The sequence below is a fragment of the Mesocricetibacter intestinalis genome, assembly GCF_004363295.1.
GTDB lineage: Bacteria > Pseudomonadota > Gammaproteobacteria > Enterobacterales > Pasteurellaceae > Mesocricetibacter > Mesocricetibacter intestinalis.
The window spans coordinates 38,082-55,559 of record NZ_SNYQ01000007.1; the positions used below are offsets into that span (position 1 = coordinate 38,082).

At 47.7% G+C, this 17,478-nt stretch carries 15 protein-coding genes; 14 read left to right on the top strand and 1 reads right to left on the bottom strand.

The window, feature by feature from the left end:
- Positions 1-266: 266 nt before the first annotated feature.
- Genes hypB through hypE form a run of 3 tightly spaced genes read left to right on the top strand, consistent with a single transcriptional unit; the run spans position 267 to position 3,248 of the window.
- Complete coding sequence (gene hypB, locus EDC45_RS08295; protein ID WP_133545423.1) at positions 267-1,097, top strand: hydrogenase nickel incorporation protein HypB; 831 nt, start codon at positions 267-269, stop codon at positions 1,095-1,097.
- A 9-nt stretch (positions 1,098-1,106) separates the two neighbouring features.
- The gene (hypD, locus tag EDC45_RS08300; protein WP_133545328.1) at positions 1,107-2,219 is read left to right on the top strand and encodes a hydrogenase formation protein HypD; all 1,113 of its coding nucleotides are present in this window, start codon (positions 1,107-1,109) and stop codon (positions 2,217-2,219) included.
- Positions 2,220-2,234: 15 nt separating this feature from the next.
- Entirely contained in the window at positions 2,235-3,248 is a 1,014-nt protein-coding gene (hypE, locus tag EDC45_RS08305; protein WP_133545330.1) for a hydrogenase expression/formation protein HypE, read from the top strand.
- A gap of 175 nt (positions 3,249-3,423) precedes the next feature.
- Here hypE and hypF read toward each other — a convergent pair whose 3' ends face one another.
- Positions 3,424-5,715 (bottom strand): carbamoyltransferase HypF, encoded by a 2,292-nt coding sequence (hypF, locus tag EDC45_RS08310; RefSeq protein WP_133545332.1) that lies wholly within the window; start codon positions 5,713-5,715, stop codon positions 3,424-3,426.
- A 432-nt stretch (positions 5,716-6,147) separates the two neighbouring features.
- Here hypF and EDC45_RS08315 point away from each other — a divergent pair, with 432 nt between their 5' ends.
- From EDC45_RS08315 to hycI, 11 genes are read left to right on the top strand one after another with little or no spacing between them, the layout of a single operon-like run.
- A complete protein-coding gene (locus tag EDC45_RS08315) occupies positions 6,148-6,747 on the top strand; it encodes a 4Fe-4S dicluster domain-containing protein (RefSeq protein ID WP_133545334.1) in 600 nt (199 codons plus the stop codon).
- A 36-nt stretch (positions 6,748-6,783) separates the two neighbouring features.
- A complete protein-coding gene (hyfB, locus tag EDC45_RS08320; protein WP_133545335.1) occupies positions 6,784-8,802 on the top strand; it encodes a hydrogenase 4 subunit B in 2,019 nt (672 codons plus the stop codon).
- A 10-nt stretch (positions 8,803-8,812) separates the two neighbouring features.
- Positions 8,813-9,775: a respiratory chain complex I subunit 1 family protein gene (locus tag EDC45_RS08325; protein ID WP_133545425.1), complete on the top strand. Its 963-nt coding sequence runs from the start codon at positions 8,813-8,815 to the stop codon at positions 9,773-9,775.
- 12 nt (positions 9,776-9,787) lie between these two features.
- Positions 9,788-11,245, top strand: a complete 1,458-nt coding sequence (locus tag EDC45_RS08330) for a hydrogenase 4 subunit D (protein WP_133545337.1) — start codon at positions 9,788-9,790, stop codon at positions 11,243-11,245.
- 10 nt (positions 11,246-11,255) lie between these two features.
- Positions 11,256-11,894, top strand: a complete 639-nt coding sequence (gene hyfE, locus EDC45_RS08335) for a hydrogenase 4 membrane subunit (RefSeq protein ID WP_133545339.1) — start codon at positions 11,256-11,258, stop codon at positions 11,892-11,894.
- 4 nt (positions 11,895-11,898) lie between these two features.
- Complete coding sequence (locus EDC45_RS08340; protein ID WP_133545341.1) at positions 11,899-13,431, top strand: hydrogenase 4 subunit F; 1,533 nt, start codon at positions 11,899-11,901, stop codon at positions 13,429-13,431.
- 17 nt (positions 13,432-13,448) lie between these two features.
- Complete coding sequence (locus EDC45_RS08345) at positions 13,449-15,179, top strand: hydrogenase large subunit (RefSeq protein WP_133545343.1); 1,731 nt, start codon at positions 13,449-13,451, stop codon at positions 15,177-15,179.
- Between the two features lie 11 nt (positions 15,180-15,190).
- On the top strand, positions 15,191-15,763 hold the full coding sequence (locus tag EDC45_RS08350) for a formate hydrogenlyase complex iron-sulfur subunit (RefSeq protein WP_133545344.1): 573 nt from the start codon (positions 15,191-15,193) through the stop codon (positions 15,761-15,763).
- A gap of 10 nt (positions 15,764-15,773) precedes the next feature.
- On the top strand, positions 15,774-16,550 hold the full coding sequence (locus tag EDC45_RS08355; protein ID WP_133545346.1) for an NADH-quinone oxidoreductase subunit B family protein: 777 nt from the start codon (positions 15,774-15,776) through the stop codon (positions 16,548-16,550).
- Positions 16,551-16,559: 9 nt separating this feature from the next.
- Positions 16,560-16,967: a formate hydrogenlyase maturation HycH family protein gene (locus EDC45_RS08360; RefSeq protein ID WP_133545348.1), complete on the top strand. Its 408-nt coding sequence runs from the start codon at positions 16,560-16,562 to the stop codon at positions 16,965-16,967.
- On the top strand, positions 16,960-17,448 hold the full coding sequence (hycI, locus tag EDC45_RS08365) for a hydrogenase maturation peptidase HycI (RefSeq protein ID WP_133545350.1): 489 nt from the start codon (positions 16,960-16,962) through the stop codon (positions 17,446-17,448). The genes EDC45_RS08360 and hycI overlap by 8 nt, the downstream gene beginning before the upstream one ends.
- Positions 17,449-17,478: the final 30 nt, after the last annotated feature.

Below are 17,478 nucleotides of genomic sequence, written 5' to 3' on the forward strand. Positions count from 1 at the left end.
ATAAGAAGCAAAAAATCCTTATAAGCAAGGAGGGGGCGATGCTAAAAGCTTGCCGCTCAAAATTATCCATTTTTTGAGCCACCGCGGGAGCAGCGACGGGTTTATATTCACCAGAAGCGGGTATGAGCCTAATTCTGACCGATATGCTTTACGCACAGCGGATTCTCTGCCTTTTCCTGTTTCGGCATTTTATGATCTCCATCAAAACCCGAAAAAAAAGTTGTGCTATGATTTTTGACGAATATTATTTTGTGGGGAACAATATTATGTGTACAACTTGCGGCTGCGCTCATCCCGATCAAATCCGGATCGGCGAATTGCAGCATTCTCACAGCCATTCCGCCGCAGCAAGTGCGGTCAAATTACCGGATTTTTCTCATTCCCGATTTCATACCTCCCAGTCCGGAGCTTCTACCCTAGAGCAGTCCGGTACGGAACTGTCCGATGATACGCAGAAACGCTTATTGAAAATAGAACAGGACGTATTAGGTAAAAATAATCAGATTGCACAGTCCAACCGACATTTGTTCGATTACTTGAATATTCTGGCTTTAAATTTGGTTTCCAGCCCCGGCTCCGGTAAAACCACCTTGCTTACCGCTACCCTGGACGCTCTTAAACAACGGCGTAGTTGCTATGTTATTGAGGGAGATCAGCAAACGGAAAACGATGCGGATCGAATTCGTGCCACCGGCGTACCTGCAATTCAGGTAAATACGGGTAAGGGTTGCCATCTGGATGCTCAGATGATCAGCGATGCGATGCGTAAGTTACGGCCGCAGGAAAACAGCCTGCTATTTATTGAAAATGTGGGAAATCTGGTTTGTCCGTCGGAGTTCGATCTCGGCGAAAAGGCAAAAGTAGTGATTTTATCGGTTACCGAAGGTGAAGATAAACCTCTGAAATATCCTCATATGTTTGCCGCGGCGAAACTGATGATCCTGAATAAAACGGATTTATTGCCCTATTTGAAATTCGATACGGAACAATGTATCGCCAATGCCAAACGGGTGAATCCGAATATCGAAGTGATCCGTCTTTCCGCCACGAGCGGAGAAGGGCTGGACGACTGGTTAAACTGGTTACAAAATCAATAAGAGTGAATTATGCAGTTTATTGATGAATTCCGCGATCCCGAACTGGCGAAAACTCTGGTCGCCCGTTTACATTTTCTGATGCGACAACTGCCGCAATACAATGCGGATAATCCTCTATATTTAATGGAAGTATGCGGCGGTCATACCCATACTATTTTTAAATTCGGTTTGGATCGGCTATTACCCGACAGCATCGAATTTATTCACGGACCTGGCTGTCCGGTGTGCGTGTTGCCCATGGGACGTATTGATCTCTGTATCGATATCGCCGAAAAACCCGATGTTATTTTCTGTACCTTCGGTGATGCCATGCGGGTTAAAGGGCGCAAAGGTTCCCTATTGGAGGCGAAAGCGAAAGGGGCAGACGTTCGTATCCTTTATTCGCCCTTGGACGCTTTGAATATCGCCCGTAATAATCCGGACAAAAAAGTGGTGTTTTTCTCCCTCGGTTTTGAAACCACCATGCCGAGTGCGGCGGTAACCCTACAGCAAGCCAAGAAAGAAGAGATTAAAAACTTCTGGGTGGTTTGTCAGAATATCACCATTATTCCGACATTACGCAGCCTGCTGACTCAGGAGCAAGTTAAAATAGACGGTTTTATCGCGCCCGGCCATGTAAGCATGGTGATTGGGGCTCAGCCTTATCAGGCCCTGGCGGATCGCTTTCATAAACCCTTTGTGATTACCGGCTTTGAACCCTTGGATATTTTACAGGCGATAGTGATGTTGGTAACTCAATTTGTTGAAAATCGCTGCGAGATCGAAAACCAATATAAACGAATCGTAAATAGCCGAGGGAATTTACTGGCACAGCAGGCGATACAAGAAGTATTTCGCCTCAAGGCAAGTAGCGAATGGCGCGGTTTGGGAGAAATAGAACAGTCCGGCGTTGAATTAACGGAGGATTACCGTCGCTTTGATGCAGAAATTTATTTTAATAGCCCGACCTATCAGGTGGCGGATGATCCTAATTCCCGCTGTGGCGATGTGCTGACCGGAAAATGTAAACCCTCGGATTGTCCTTTATTTGCCACCGGCTGTAATCCGGATAATGCCTATGGCGCCTTGATGGTTTCTTCCGAAGGGGCTTGCGCCGCCTATTATCAGTACCGGCGGGAATAAGTAAGAGAAAAAATTATGTCAGATTTTATTACTATGGCGCACGGCAACGGCGGTGCGGCGATGCAAAAATTAATCAGCGATTATTTCGTACAGGCCTTTGATAATCCGATTTTGGCTCAGGGGGAAGATCAGGCGCGTCTTGATTTGCGGGAACTGATGGAAACGGGCGAGCGCCTTTCTTTCAGTACCGACAGTTTTGTGATTGATCCTATTTTTTTCCCGGGCGGTAATATCGGTAAATTGGCGGTTTGCGGCACCGCAAATGATGTGGCCGTATGCGGAGCCATACCTAAATATTTGTCCTGCGGATTTATTCTGGAAGAAGGGCTGGCCCTAAGCGAATTGGCGCAGATTATCCGCTCAATGGCGGAAACCTGCCGAAAGGCCGGAATTCAGGTGGTTACCGGCGATACTAAAGTGGTGCAGAAAGGTGCGGTGGATAAGATATTTATTAATACCAGCGGTATCGGCGTGATTCCGTCGCAACTGGACTGGGGAATGCACCGAATTGCCGAGGGGGATAAAATTATTGTCAGCGGTACCCTGGGCGATCATGGGGCAACGATTTTAAATCTGCGCGAGAACCTTGGTATTCAAACCGATTTGTGCAGCGATTGTGCCGTATTAACCCCCCTCATTGAATTACTGCGTCCGATCGAGGGGGTGAAAACGGTGCGGGACGCCACCCGGGGCGGCGTTAATGCGGTATTGCATGAATTTGCCGCAGCCGCGCGGTTGGGGATCCAAATTGAGGAAGAGGCTTTGCCGATTCGACGTGAGGTTCGCGGTATTTGCGAATTGCTCGGTCTGGAAGCGCTGAATTTTGCTAACGAAGGCAAACTGGTAATTGTTGCCGCCGCGGAAAAAGTCGAACAAATTCTGACTGTACTTCATCGCCATGAATTGGGTAAAGATGCCGCTGTTATCGGCGAAGTTACGCCGACACGGAAAATTTATTTAAAAGGGGTATTCGGGCAAAAACGTTTGCTGGATCTCCCCACTAACGAACCCTTGCCGAGAATCTGTTAGGGGGAATTTTGCCTTAAGAACAGCAATCACATCGCAGATGAAATGGCTGCGAAAAACTTGGTAAAAAATGACCGCTCTTTGGGGCGGTTTTTTTATGCTAAGGCCCTGTATCAGGGCCGATAAAATCATGCGGGAGAAGGGAATAGGCAATAATTTGCCTGATATTATAAGGTCTTTACTTTGTCTGCCCCTTATGTGTTTGATAGCGGGCGGCGGCGATAACCGCCTGCCCCAGACTTAATCCGCCGTCGCCCATAGGAAAGGCTTGGGCGCTTAACAGATTAAAATCTCTCAGCTGTTGTTTCAGTAATCGGCGCAGTAATTGGTTATGCATCACACCGCCGGACAGCACAATGGTACGACAATGATATTTTTCCGCCTGGCGACGGGCCAGCTCGGCAAAACCTTCGGCCAGTGCATAATGAAAGGCGAAGGCGCGATCCGATGGGGCGGCGGTATAATTCAGCCATTGTTGCCAGAATATCCCTAAATCAAGCTTATTTTCCACTAAGGGCATTTTTACCGGAATCGTCGCTAAAAGTTCCGGTTCCCGATTGAATAGGGAATGTTCGGCCAGGGCTTCCAGTCGGCAGGCGGCTTCCCCTTCCCAACTTAGGTTGGCGGGGGTAATATTCAGGCCGTAGGCCACCGCATCAAACAGACGCCCCGCCGAAGAGATATAGGGGGAATTGATGCCGCGCGTAACGGCTTTATCAAGCAGCTGCCAGTCGTAATCGGCGCAGCTGGCGGCGATAATAGGCTGCCAGTCCGCAACAAACTGGCGTAAATGGGCAAACCAGTTGCGCCAGGGCTGTTTGGCCGCCAGATCACCACCGGGTAGAGGCACCGCCGGTAATCCGCCCAAATAGCGGCAATGGCTATTATCGACCAACAGGCATTCGCCGCCCCAAAGCTGTCCCTTTTCACCCATGCCGATCCCGTCCAGAGCTAAACCTATCACTTGTTCGTTGCAATGATGTTCCGCCATTACGCTGACAATATGGGCATGATGATGTAAAACCTCAATTAGCGGAAGCTGATGTTCCTCCGCCAATTGTTTGCCGAGGGCGGAGGAAAGATAACCTTGATGAGCATCGACGGCAATCAGCTCCGGTTTAAACTGGTAAATTCGGCGGAATAAATCTAAATTTTCACTGAGCTGCAGCGCGACCTTTTCCTCGCTGGTATCGCCGATATGCTGGCTGACCACGGCTTTATTTTGTTTCAGCAGACAAAAGGTATTTTTCAGATCGGCGCCGAGAGCCAGAATATTGTGCCGGTTTGGAATATCCAGCGGGGTTTCGTCCGGTACATAACCGCGTGCGCGGCGCAGGGTTTCCATACCGTCGAAGGCGATACGTATCAGGCTGTCGTCCGCCCGTTGCAGAATTTCTCGGTTATGGCAGAGAAAGCAGTCGGCTAAATCCGCCAGATCTTCAATCGCACTTTGATTATCCAGTACCGGCGGCTGGCCGCTCGGATTGGCGGAAGTCATAACCAACGGGCGTTGTATCTCATGCAGCAGTAAATGTTGTAGCGGGTTACTCGGTAGCATAACGCCGATTTCATTTAAGTGCGGTGCGATTTGCGCGCAGAGTCCGGCGACTTTATGTTTTGCCAGCAGCAAAATGGGGGCGGCGGCGGAGGTTAGCAGTTGGATTTCTTGTGGGCTGAGCCCGTGCAGGAAATCAAGGTGAGGTACCATGATGGCCAGGGGTTTACTCGGACGTCCTTTACGTCGCCGCAGTTTTTCTACCGCTGCACTATCGGTGGCGTCGCAGGCCAGATGAAATCCGCCCAGTCCTTTAACGGCGACAATGCCCCCCCGGCGTAATAAAAGTGCGGTCTGTTTCAGCGCATTTTCATTTTCCGTTATTATTCCGTGCCGATCCTGCAGCCAGATATGCGGGCCGCACTGGGGGCAAGCATTGGGCTGGGCGTGAAAACGCCGATCGGCGGGATTTTTGTATTCCGCCGCACATTGGGGGCAAAGGGGGAAATCCGCCATCGAGGTATTTTTCCGATCATAGGGAATCGCCTTAATAATGGTAAATCTCGGCCCGCAGTGGGTGCAGTTGGTAAAAGGGTAGCGGTAACGACGATTGGCGGGATCGAATAAATCTTGTAAACAGGCGGGGCAGGTAGCGGCGTCGGGGACGATTTGGGTATCCATAGCGTTGTTTTCACTTTCCCGAATCAGAAATTGGTCGCTCTGTAACACCTTATCCCATTGCTTATGACATTGGCGGATTTCCGTAATTAACGCCAGTGGCGGCAGTTTATACTGTAAATCTTCCAGAAAGCGGGCCAGGGTTGCTTCATCAGGCTCAAACAGACGGATTAATACGCCCTGTCCGTCGTTGTTTACGTCCCCCTTTAGCTGATAGCGATTTGCCGTCAACCAAACAAAAGGGCGAAAGCCCACCCCCTGTACCTTACCTTTTATTCGCAGTTCGATGCCTTTCATTTTTCTCCCCTGCGGCTTTTGAGCGGGTTATTTCTTACCTTTAACGCTATCGCCGCTACTGATAATTTAATAGCAATTTTAACTTAAGATTCCATGGATAGGTGATAGTTAATAATAAAAATGTTAATAGTATTAATGAGAATTATTATTAAATATAATTTGATTGTGATCAACATTATAATCAATGTCATTTTTTCAAAATTAATTTAATATAATTTTAACAATTTTAACTAAATATTCATCTTTTTGATATTAAAAGAAAAATATATGTTAATAATAATCTTTGGGATTTGTTTTAGCTCAGTATTATAAATAAATAATTTATGATCTTAATCAAGAAAAATTTAATCTTTCTCTAGTTAAGTTAACTCATTAGGAGTATTCTCCCAAAAAAAGAGTGGTTATTTCATTTGTTCACTAAGGGGGGAAATTATGAACCGTTTTGTTATCGGGGATCCTAAAGACTGCATCGGTTGCAATACCTGTATGGCGGCTTGCAGTGAAACGCACAAAGCTTTCGGGCTACAGCCTTTTCCACGTTTACAGGTAATGCGTAATGAAGATATTACCGTACCTATTCTATGCCGACACTGCGATGACTCACCTTGTGCCACCGTTTGTCCGGTGCATGCGATTACCCATAAGGATAATGCGATTCAGCTGAACGAAAGCCTTTGTATCGGTTGTAAGCTCTGCGCTATTGCCTGTCCGTTCGGCGCCATTACCCAGCACGGCAGCGGCCCGGTTGACGCACCTGTTTATTACGAACATTTCAGCTTTAAAGAAGCGGTTGCTCGTGATATCCGTACTGCGCCGAATAATACCGACGTACATAATATGCTGGCATGGCAACCGGGGGTAAAAGCGATTGCGATTAAATGCGATCTCTGTTATTTCCGTGAAGAAGGACCGGCGTGCGTACAAACCTGTCCGACTAAAACATTGTTTATTATCAGTGATGAAAGTATCGAGAAAACCAACCAAGCGAAACGTGAAATGGCAATGGCGTCATCACCGGCTATTCCTCGATAATTAATTTAATTTAAATTCAATCAATGGAGTGAAATTATGAGTGTAATCCATTTGCTCATCACATCCCTGTTGGTTTATGTCGTCGGTGCGTTCATTTCACTTTGTATCAGCAAAAATGAACAACTTTCAATCAATATATCCGGCGTGACCGGTATCGTTGGTGGAGCGTTAGGTATTATAGCCTGTGCCCCCGTTCTTATCAGCAGTGAAACGGCCTTTGCGCTGTTTCAGACACCTTTTGATTTCGCCGCATTTTCCATTCGCGTAGATGGTCTGGCGGCTTTTATGGTGTGCGTTATTTCCTTATTAGTGATTGTAACCTCTCTGTATTCCTTCTCTTATGTGCGTGAATACCAGGGCAAGGGCGCCGGTAGTATGGGATTCTTTATGAATCTGTTTATCGCTTCTATGATCGCGTTGGTTACTTCGGATAACGCTTTCTATTTCCTTGTCTTCTTTGAAATGATGTCGCTGGCCTCCTATTTCTTGGTTCTGACCGAACAGGACGATGAAGCGACAAATGCCGGTCTGCTGTACTTTTTTATCGCGCATGCCGGTTCCGTTCTGATTATGATCGCCTTCTTCATTTTCTATTGTTACGCAGGTAGCTTTGAATTTGCAGATTTCCGTCAGACTCAGCTCTCTTCACCTCTAGCCTTTACCGTCTTTATTCTGGCATTCCTGGGCTTCGGTGCTAAAGCCGGTATGATTCCGTTACACGGCTGGTTGCCTAAAGCTCACCCGGCGGCACCTTCTCATGCTTCCGCCATGATGTCCGGTGTAATGGTAAAAATCGGTATCTTCGGGATTATTAAAGTCGGTATCGATTTACTGGGTGCGAATAATATGTGGTTCGGTGTTATCGTTCTCGGATTCGGTGCGGTTTCTTCCGTACTGGGCGTACTTTATGCGCTGGCGGAACATGATATCAAACGCTTACTGGCCTATCATACGGTAGAAAATATCGGCATTATAATGATGGGCGTCGGCGTCGGTATGATTGGTATCGCCATCGGCAACCCGGTGCTTGCCACTGTCGGTTTACTGGGCGGTTTATACCATTTGCTCAACCATGCGGTGTTTAAAGGCCTGTTGTTCTTAGGCGCCGGTTCGGTAATGTATCGGTTACATACAAAAGATATGGATTTAATGGGCGGTTTGGGTAAATTGATGCCTTATACCGCATTGTGCTTTTTAATAGGTACCATGGCGATTTCCGCATTACCGCCTTTTAACGGCTTTGTGAGCGAATGGTTTACCTATCAGTCATTATTCACCTTAAGCCAGAACGGCGATTTAGTATTGAAAGTTGCCGGTCCGGTGGCGATTATTATGCTGGCGCTGACCGGTGCTTTAGCCGCGCTTTGTTTTGTTAAGGTGTACGGTATCAGCTTCGGCGGTGCGCCGCGCAGTGAAAAAGCGGCAAATGCCCGTGAAGTGCCTAAACCTATGCTGTTTGCCATGGGGATTCTGGCATTATGCTGTATTCTGCTCGGTGTCGGCGCTTCGGTGATTACGCCGATAATCGCCAAGATTTCCGTCGCCCTTTCCGGTCTGAACGCTTTTCCATTGGCGGAAAACGGTCTGGTGGTTTCTACATCCGAACCTCATACCGCACTTTCCACACCTATGGTGAGTATTATGCTGATTGCCTTCTTCCTGGTTCCTTTTGCTTATTACGGCGTTACGAAGAAATCCCGTATGGCGGATGCGGCGAAAGGTAATCCTTGGGCTTGCGGCTATGCTTATGAAGCCTATATGGCGACTTCCGCAGGCGGTTTTACCCGTGCGTTGCGTACCATGTTCAAACCGCTGTATACCATTCGTAAAACCTTCGATCCCGCTCCTTTAAGCTATAAGGGTATAGATGCGGCGATTAAGGGTTCGACTAAGGCGGAACCTTTCTGGGAAGAAAAGGTTACCATGCCGCTTGCGCGTTTTATTCCTTGGTTCTCCGCTCGACTTGAATGGCTGCAGGGAGGCGATTTCCGCGTATATTGCGTATATTTCGTCATCACGCTGGTGCTGTTGCTTGCCGCTGCGACCATGATGTAAGGAGAATATGATGATTACATTACCTTCAGAAATCGCAACCACAAGCGGTATGTTCCTGTTAGGGCTGTTACAGGCATTGATTATGTTATGTCTGGCACCGCTTTTCTCCGGTATTTCCCGTTTTATCCGCGCGCGTATGCAATCACGTCGCGGCCCGGGGGTTTTACAGGATTATCGTGATATTGCGAAATTAATGAAACGCCAGAACATTTTACCCGACAATGCGGGAATGGTATCTAAACTGATGCCTTATGTGCTGATTAGCACGGTTCTGGTCGTCGCTATGTCGTTACCTATGTTTACGCTGGCTTCACCTTTTGGTGCCGGCGGCGATTTAATTACGGCGATTTATCTGTTCGCACTGTTCCGTTTCTTCTTTTCCATTGCAGGTTTGGACAGTAACAGCGCTTTCTCCGGCATAGGGGCAAGCCGTGAAGTTACGGTGGGTGTATTGGTGGAGCCGATTTTAATGTTGGCCTTATTGGTGATTGCGCTGATTACGGGGTCGACCAATTTCGGTATGATCAGCACTTCGCTGGCAACTCAGAGCTGGGGATTACCCTTGGCAACCATTGTCGCCTTAATCGCCTGCGCTTTTGCCGTATTTATTGAAATGGGAAAAATCCCATTCGATTTGGCTGAAGCCGAGCAGGAACTGCAGGAAGGCCCGTTGACCGAATATTCAGGCCCTTCGCTGGCCTTGATTAAAATCGGTTTGAGCCTGAAATCCATGGTGGTGGCGGCTATTTTTGTCAGTGTGCTGCTGCCCTTCGGTGCGGCAAAAGACGCAAGCTTAAGTGCGGTCATTTTAGGTGCGGTTTTTTTCTTTATCAAATTACTGATCGCCTATGTGATTGCCTGCGTATTCGAGAATACCCTTGCCCGTACCCGCTTTATGCTGACCGGACACTTAACCCTGGTGGGGTTCGGTATCTCCGTATTGGCATTTGTGTTTTATCTTATCGGATTGTAAGGGGAGGGTAGTATGCAAAATTTAGCTCTGATTACAATCATTCTTCCGTTTGTGGGAGCCTTTTTAGTCGGTCTGATTAAAAATGAAAAACTGTTTCCGAAAGTGGCGACTCTTTTTGCCGCTATCGCAACGGTCTGTACGTTGCTACTGGCCCAGCAATGGTATGCCAGCGGGCAACAGAGTCTGACCTTTGAACTGATCAGCTATGGTAAGACCATGCTATTCGGCGTAACGCTGGATGCGGTCAGTACCTTAGTGGGTTTTGCCGTAGTAGGGTTGGGTTTTTTAATTATCCTGTATTCCTGCGGTTATCTTACCGATAAAAACAGAGAGCATCCGCATAAAGGTCAGCCGCGTTTCTATGCTTTCCTGCTTGTTTTCGTCGGTGCCATGGCGGGGCTGGTGCTTTCCTCCACATTGCTCGGACAGTTGCTGTTCTTTGAAATTACCGGTGTCTGTTCTTGGTCGCTCATTAGCTATTATCAGACGGAAAAAGCGAAATCCGCCGCTATGAAGGCTCTGGTTATTACCCATGTGGGTTCGCTCGGTTTGTATGTGGCCGCCGCTTATTTGTTCAGCCAATCCGGTACCTTCTCTCTGCTAGCCTTGGAACAGGCGGATCCGATGACAAAAAGCATCGTATTATTCGGTGTGATGTTTGCCGCTTGGGGTAAATCCGCACAGTTGCCGATGCAAATCTGGTTGCCGAATGCGATGGAAGCGCCGACGCCGGTCAGTGCTTATTTGCACGCGGCTTCTATGGTGAAAGTGGGGGTATATATTTTCGCCAGAGCGGTTATGTCGGCCGGTGATCTACCTTCCATCGTGGGGGAAGTCGGGCTGATTATGGCGATGATTACGCTGATTTACGGTTTCTTCATGTATTTACCGCAAACGGATTTAAAACGCTTGCTGGCATATTCGACCATTACTCAGCTGGCCTATATTTTCATCGGTCTATCTTTGTTCGCTTTAGGTTCTAAGCTCGCCCTAGTCGCCGCTATCGCCTATATTTTCAACCATGCCTTCGCTAAAAGCTTGTTCTTCCTGGTTGCCGGCTCCCTGGCTTATGCTACGGGAACCCGCTCTATGCCGCGTTTACAGGGGATTATCCGTACCATGCCGCTAGTCGGGGTGGGATTCGGCATCGCCGCACTGGCCATTGCCGGGGTACCGCCGTTTAACGGATTCTTCAGTAAATTCCCGTTGTTTGCCGCCGGTTTCGCCTTAGGTAAAGAACATTTGTGGATTACGGTGATGATGGTTATTGCGTTAATTGAAAGTGTCGCCACCTTTGTATGGTTATTGTATAAATTCGGTCAGTGCGTATTGGGTAAACCTTCCGAAGAGGTCGCTCAGGCACAGCCGCTACCTTTTGCAATGAACATCGTTCTGGTGATTCTGATCATTATGTCGGTTTGCTCAAGTTTTATTGCGGCTTACTGGCTGGATAGCCCGTGGTTAGGTTAAGGAGCGAATTATGTTGATGATAAATATCTTAGCCGGTTTGCTGATCCTGACCTCTTTATTGGTTATTGCAGCAAAAACGGTGAAAAATGCCGCCGCACTTTATGCGTTGCAATCGTTAGTTTTGGTTTCGCTGTTCGTTTACCTGGCCGGTGAAATGAACGCCCATTCGCTTTATATGTGGTCGGTCAGTGCATTTATTACCAAAGTGGTGGTGGTACCTGCAATTCTGATTTACGCCACTAAAAAAATTGATGAAAGCGGCGTACCTCAGGGCATGAATACCGCCTGGTTTATTCCGATTACCGCACTGATTGTAGTGATCTGCTATATGGCTGCGGCGCAATTGGAAGTACCTTTGGCAGAACATTTGAAACCGGCTTTATCGGTATCCCTAAGCCATTTCCTACTGGGTCTGCTTTGCATCGTCAGTCAGCGTAATATCTTAAAACAGGTATTGGGCTATTGTCTGATGGAAAACGGTTCCCATCTGACCCTGGCATTGCTGGCAAGTGATGCGCCGGAACTGGTGGAAATCGGTATAGCGACGGATGCTTTCTTCGCGGTCATCATTATGGTGGTTTTAGTCAATAAGATTTACCGGACTTTAAACACCTTGGATGCAAAACAACTTACGGAATTAAAGGGGTAACGCTATGTTTGAGTGGATTTATGCGTTATTAATCGCACCTTTGGCGGTTTCCGTCCTCTGCTTTTTGATTGCAAAAAGTAAAAATCAGGCGCTTTGTACCGCGTTACATATTACCGGTCTGGTACTGATGTTGGTTTTTTCGCTAAAAACCGTTGCATTGGTTTTGGCTCAGGAAAAGATTCTGGCATTAGATAATTGGATCTATATCGACAGCTTGTCGGCAATCTTTATCGGTCTTATCGGAATCGTCGGATTCCTGGCGGGGCTGTATTCCATCGGCTATATGAAGACCGAATTAGAACAGGGGCATTTGGACTTCCAAAACTATGCTAATTATCATGGTTTTCTCCATCTGTTCTTCTTTACCATGTTGCTTTCGGTAACGACCAATAACATTATCCTAATGTGGGTGGGAATTGAGGCGACAACCCTGAGTTCCGCTTTTCTGGTTGGTACTTATAAGCAGAAAACCAGTCTGGAAGCCGCTTGGAAATATATCATCATCTGTTCCGTCGGGGTGGCTTTCGGCTTATATGGTACGATTCTGACCTTCTCCAACGCCAACAGTTTACTGAGCGATCCGACCCAAGCGATTTTCTGGTCTGAGATCAGAGCGCATGCGGGTAATCTGAGTCCGAATATTATGCATTTCGCCTTTGCCTTTATTCTGCTCGGTTTCGGTACTAAGTGCGGTCTTTTCCCTATGCATACCTGGCTGCCGGATGCTCACAGCGAAGCGCCTAGCCCGGTCAGCGGTATCTTATCCGCCGTGTTATTAAACTGTGCGATGTTAGTGGTGCTGCGTTATTTCATTTTAACCTCGCAAGCGGTGGGGAACGATTATCCGCAGATGCTGATGACCGTATTCGGGTTGCTGTCCGTCGGTGTCGCCTGTTTCTTCATTGTGGCACAGCGTGATATCAAGCGTAAATTGGCTTACAGTAGTATTGAAAATATGGGCTTAATCAGCTTTGCCTTCGGACTGGGCGGCCCGCTCGGTGTATTTGCCGGTTTGTTGCATACCATCACCCACAGCTTTGCCAAAGCCTTATTATTCTGTGCTTCAGGTAATATTCTGCTGAAATATAAAAGCCGGGATATGAACCGTATCAGCGGATTGTGGAAAACCATGCCGATGACCGCCTTATTGTTCGGTTGCGGGGTACTGGCTTTGGCCGGGGTTCCGCCTTTCGGTCTGTTTGTCAGTGAATTTGCGATTGTGGTCGCAGGTATCAGTGCGGGTAAAACCTGGTTGGTGATCCTTTGTTTGATTTTCCTGACCATCGTATTGGCGGGCTTGACCACTATGGTATTAAAAACCGTATTAGGCAAACCGAGCGAAGATATTGCTGCGGGCGAACCGAATAAACTTTCCGTTATCATCTTTGCGGTGTTCTTAATTATCTTATTTATGCTCGGCGTTCATATTGCCGATCCGATTTTGCATTTGCTTAAAGCGTCGGTCGCTATCGTATTGAACCCGAATGTTTCTTTCGGCGATATGCAGTTATTGCCTTGGCAGGTTTTAGGTCAATAGATCGACAGGAGGAAAAAATGGAGTTAACAAAAAATACAACGGTCGATCAGACCCGTGCGCTTGGTAAAAATTATATTGAAGCGATTAATACTCAGTTTCCGCATACGATTCTGGATGAAGAATGGTCAACGGAAAATCAGGTAACCTTAACGGTGAAAACCAATATGCTGCCGGAAGTGGTGGAATATCTCTACTACCAGCATTACGGTTGGCTGCCGCTGGTATTCGGTAACGACGAACGTACGATTAACGGGCATTATGCGGTGTATTACGTTCTTTCAATGGAAGGTAAGGTGAAAACCTTCGTAACCATTAAAGCGCTGGTGGATCCCGTTTCCCTTGAGTTCCCTTCCGTAACGCCGCGAGTTAAGGCGGCGGTATGGGGAGAGCGCGAGCTGTACGATATGTTCGGTTTGAAAGCGGTGGGCTTACCGGATCAGCGACGCTTGGTACTACCGGACGACTGGCCGGAGGATTTACACCCGCTGCGTAAAGATTCCATGGACTATCGTTTACGCCCGGATCCTACTACGGCAACGGAAACCTACGAATTTATCAATGATAAAGGCGAAGGTCGCATCGTTCCTATCGGCCCGCTGCATATCACTTCGGACGAACCGGGACATTTCCGTTTATTTGTCGACGGTGAAGATATCGTCGATGCGGATTACCGTTTATTCTATGTACACCGCGGTATGGAAAAACTGGCCGAAACCCGCATGGATTATGATCAGGTAACCTTCTTGGCCGACCGGGTATGCGGTATTTGCGGTTTTACCCATAGCGTGGCCTATGCCAATTCGGTGGAAAACGCCCTGGGACTGGAAATTCCGCAGCGTGCGCAATGGATTCGCGCTATTTTGCTCGAAGTGGAACGTTTGCACAGTCATTTGCTGAATTTAGGTCTTTCCAGCCACTTTACCGGCTTTGATACCGGTTTTATGCAGTTCTTCCGGGTACGTGAAAAATCCATGACGCTGGCCGAAGTGCTGACCGGCGCGCGTAAAACCTATGGGGTCAACTTAATCGGCGGCGTTCGCCGCGATATGTTAAAACATCAGCGCGAACAATGTATCAAGCTGGTGGGCGAAATGCGCAAAGAAGTGAAAGAGTTGGTGGATATTTTACTGGCTACGCCGAATATCGAACAACGTACCGTGGGTGTCGGCATTCTGGATCATCAGGTGGCGCGGGATTACAGCCCGGTGGGACCGATGGTTCGGGGTAGCGGCTTCGACCGCGACGTGCGTAAGGATCATCCTTATTCCGGTTACGGCGAAGTTCCCTTCAAAGTTTTCAGCGAAGACAAAGGGGACGTATTCTCCCGTGTCAGCGTACGTATTAACGAAACTTTCGAATCCATGAATATTATCGACTATATGGTGGATAATTTACCGAGCGGTGATTTGTTGTCGGAAGGTTTTAATTATACGCCGGGTAAATTCGCATTAGGTATTACCGAAGCGCCGCGCGGCGAAGATATTCACTGGTCGATGCTGGGAAATAACCAGAAATTATTCCGCTGGCGTTGTCGTGCCGCCACTTACGCCAATTGGCCGACATTACGCTATATGTTGCGCGGAAATACCGTTTCCGACGCACCGCTGATTATCGGTAGCGTAGACCCGTGCTATTCCTGTACGGACCGTGTAACCGTGGTCGATGTGCGTAAACGCAAGGCGAAAACCGTGGATTATAAAGAAATCGAACGTTATGGGATTGAGCGTAAAAACTCACCGTTGAAATAAGGACGTGGTTTATGTTTAAGTTACTTAAAACCGTATTCAAAACAGGTGATACGACAACGAAATATCCGTTTAAACCTTACGAGGTTGATCCCGATTTTCGTGGCAGACCGGAATTGAATTCGGATCAATGTATCGTTTGCGGTGCCTGTACTATTGCTTGTCCCGCTAATGCGTTGACAATGCGTACCGACAGTGAAAAAGGCGAGCGTACCTGGTCGCTGTTCTTAGGCCGTTGTATTTTTTGCGGACGCTGCGAAGAAGTTTGTCCGACCAAAGCCATTCGTCTGACACAGGACTTTGAAATGTCGGTCAAAAATAAGCAGGATCTGTACCAGGAAACCACCTTTGCCATTACCACCTGCCGGCAGTGCGGTCAGGCTTTCACTTCTTATAAAGAAATGAATTACGCCATTGAATTGCTGAAACAGCAGTCGGATAACCCGGCGGAAGTGGTTAAAAAACTTGACGTATTACATACCTGCCCGGATTGTAAACGTCAGAACAGTCTGGAAAAAACGGCGACGATGGAAGAACATATGCGCGTTCGCCTGCAGGCTTTCGATCAGGCTAAAGTTGAGTTGTAGGGGGACAGATATGAACACACAAATTCCAATGCCGGTCAACGGGATATCGACCCCATTTTCGATTGATGAAAATATTGCCAAGATGAAGCAGACGCTGCTGAAGGATATTCAGCGCTCTGCCTATGTATACCGCGTGGACTGCGGCGGTTGCAACGGCTGTGAAATTGAAATTTTTAGTACCATTACCCCTGTTTTTGATGCCGAGCGCTTCGGCATCAAGGTGGTTTCTTCTCCCCGTCATGCGGATATTCTGCTGTTTACCGGTTCGGTAACCAGAGCAATGCGTACGCCGGCGATGCGTGCCTATCAGGCGGCGCCGGATCCGAAAATTTGTATTTCATACGGCGCTTGCGGTTGCGGCGGCGGTATTTTCCATGATCTTTATTGCGTGTGGGGCGGCAGTGATCAAATCGTGCCTATCGATGTGTATATTCCGGGTTGCCCGCCGACACCGCCGGCGACCATTTACGGTTTTGCCATGGCTCTCGGTCTGCTTGATCAGAAACTGAAAGGGAAACAGGAAACCGCCGATATTCATGCTGAAGCCAAGGTACGTTTCGCCGATATTCCTTATGATCTGCGGGTTACGCTGGAACGGGAGGCGCGTCGTCTGGCAGGCTACCGTCAGGGCGGTGATATCGCAGATAAATTTATGGCGATGATGTCGGAAAAAAACAGCGTACCTTTCGGTGTGCGTTTGGGCGAGTTTTTAGAGCGAGAAGCGGATCCGCGCTTAACCGAAATCATTAACCGTTTACACGCAATCAGTCTTCCTTTCTCGGGATAAGGGTATTCGATGACAACCAATGTTATTTTTTATCTGTTGAATCAACGTTTTGTGGAAAATGACAGTCAGGTACCGAGTGCGGCTAAAGAGGTTATGTATTACTCTTTAGCCATCGGACACCATGTAGGGGTAGTGGACTGCTTTAAAAAACTGCTGGTTTGCGATTATGAAGAATATCAGCGCTTTGTCGAAAGTTTTCCGCCGGGTGAGGCGAAGCGTAAATTTGCCGGCTTATTGAAATTCGGCGAAATCGTTATCGACAGCAGCCATGTCAATTTACTGGCAAAAGCGCTGGACGAAAATAAAGAGAATTTTTCTCCATTGCACCGGCAGTGGGCGGAAACCCTAATGAATACGCTGGCTTCAATTCAGCTTGAGCCGGTGATGTATATAATGGTGAAACGGCGTGATGAATAACAGATTGAACAATAATGAAAATCTTATGTTCGCGGTAGGTAACGGCATGATGGGCGACGATGCCGCCGGGCCTTTACTTTATCAGCGTATGATAAGCCAGCCGATCGCCGGCTGGGGGGCGCTGGACGGCGGTTCGGCGCCGGAAAATCACGCCCATACCGTGCGTGCGCTCAAGCCGCGGCGTTTACTGCTGGTCGATGCGTCGGATATGGGATTGGCGCCGGGAGAAATCCGTATTATTGATAAAGATCTAATCGCCGATATGTTTTTTATGAGTACTCATAATATGCCGCTGAATTTTTTGATTGAGCAGCTGGAAGAAGATATCGGTGAAATTATTTTTGTCGGTATTCAGCCGGATATCGTTTCTTTCGGTTTTCCGGTATCGGAGAAAGTAAAAAGTGCGGTGGATTTTTTATATGATTTGATCAGAGAAAATAATCTGTCCGCAATCGAAAAATTAGAGGCCGCCGAAGAATAGCTTCGGCTCCTCTTATCCGTTTGGATAATT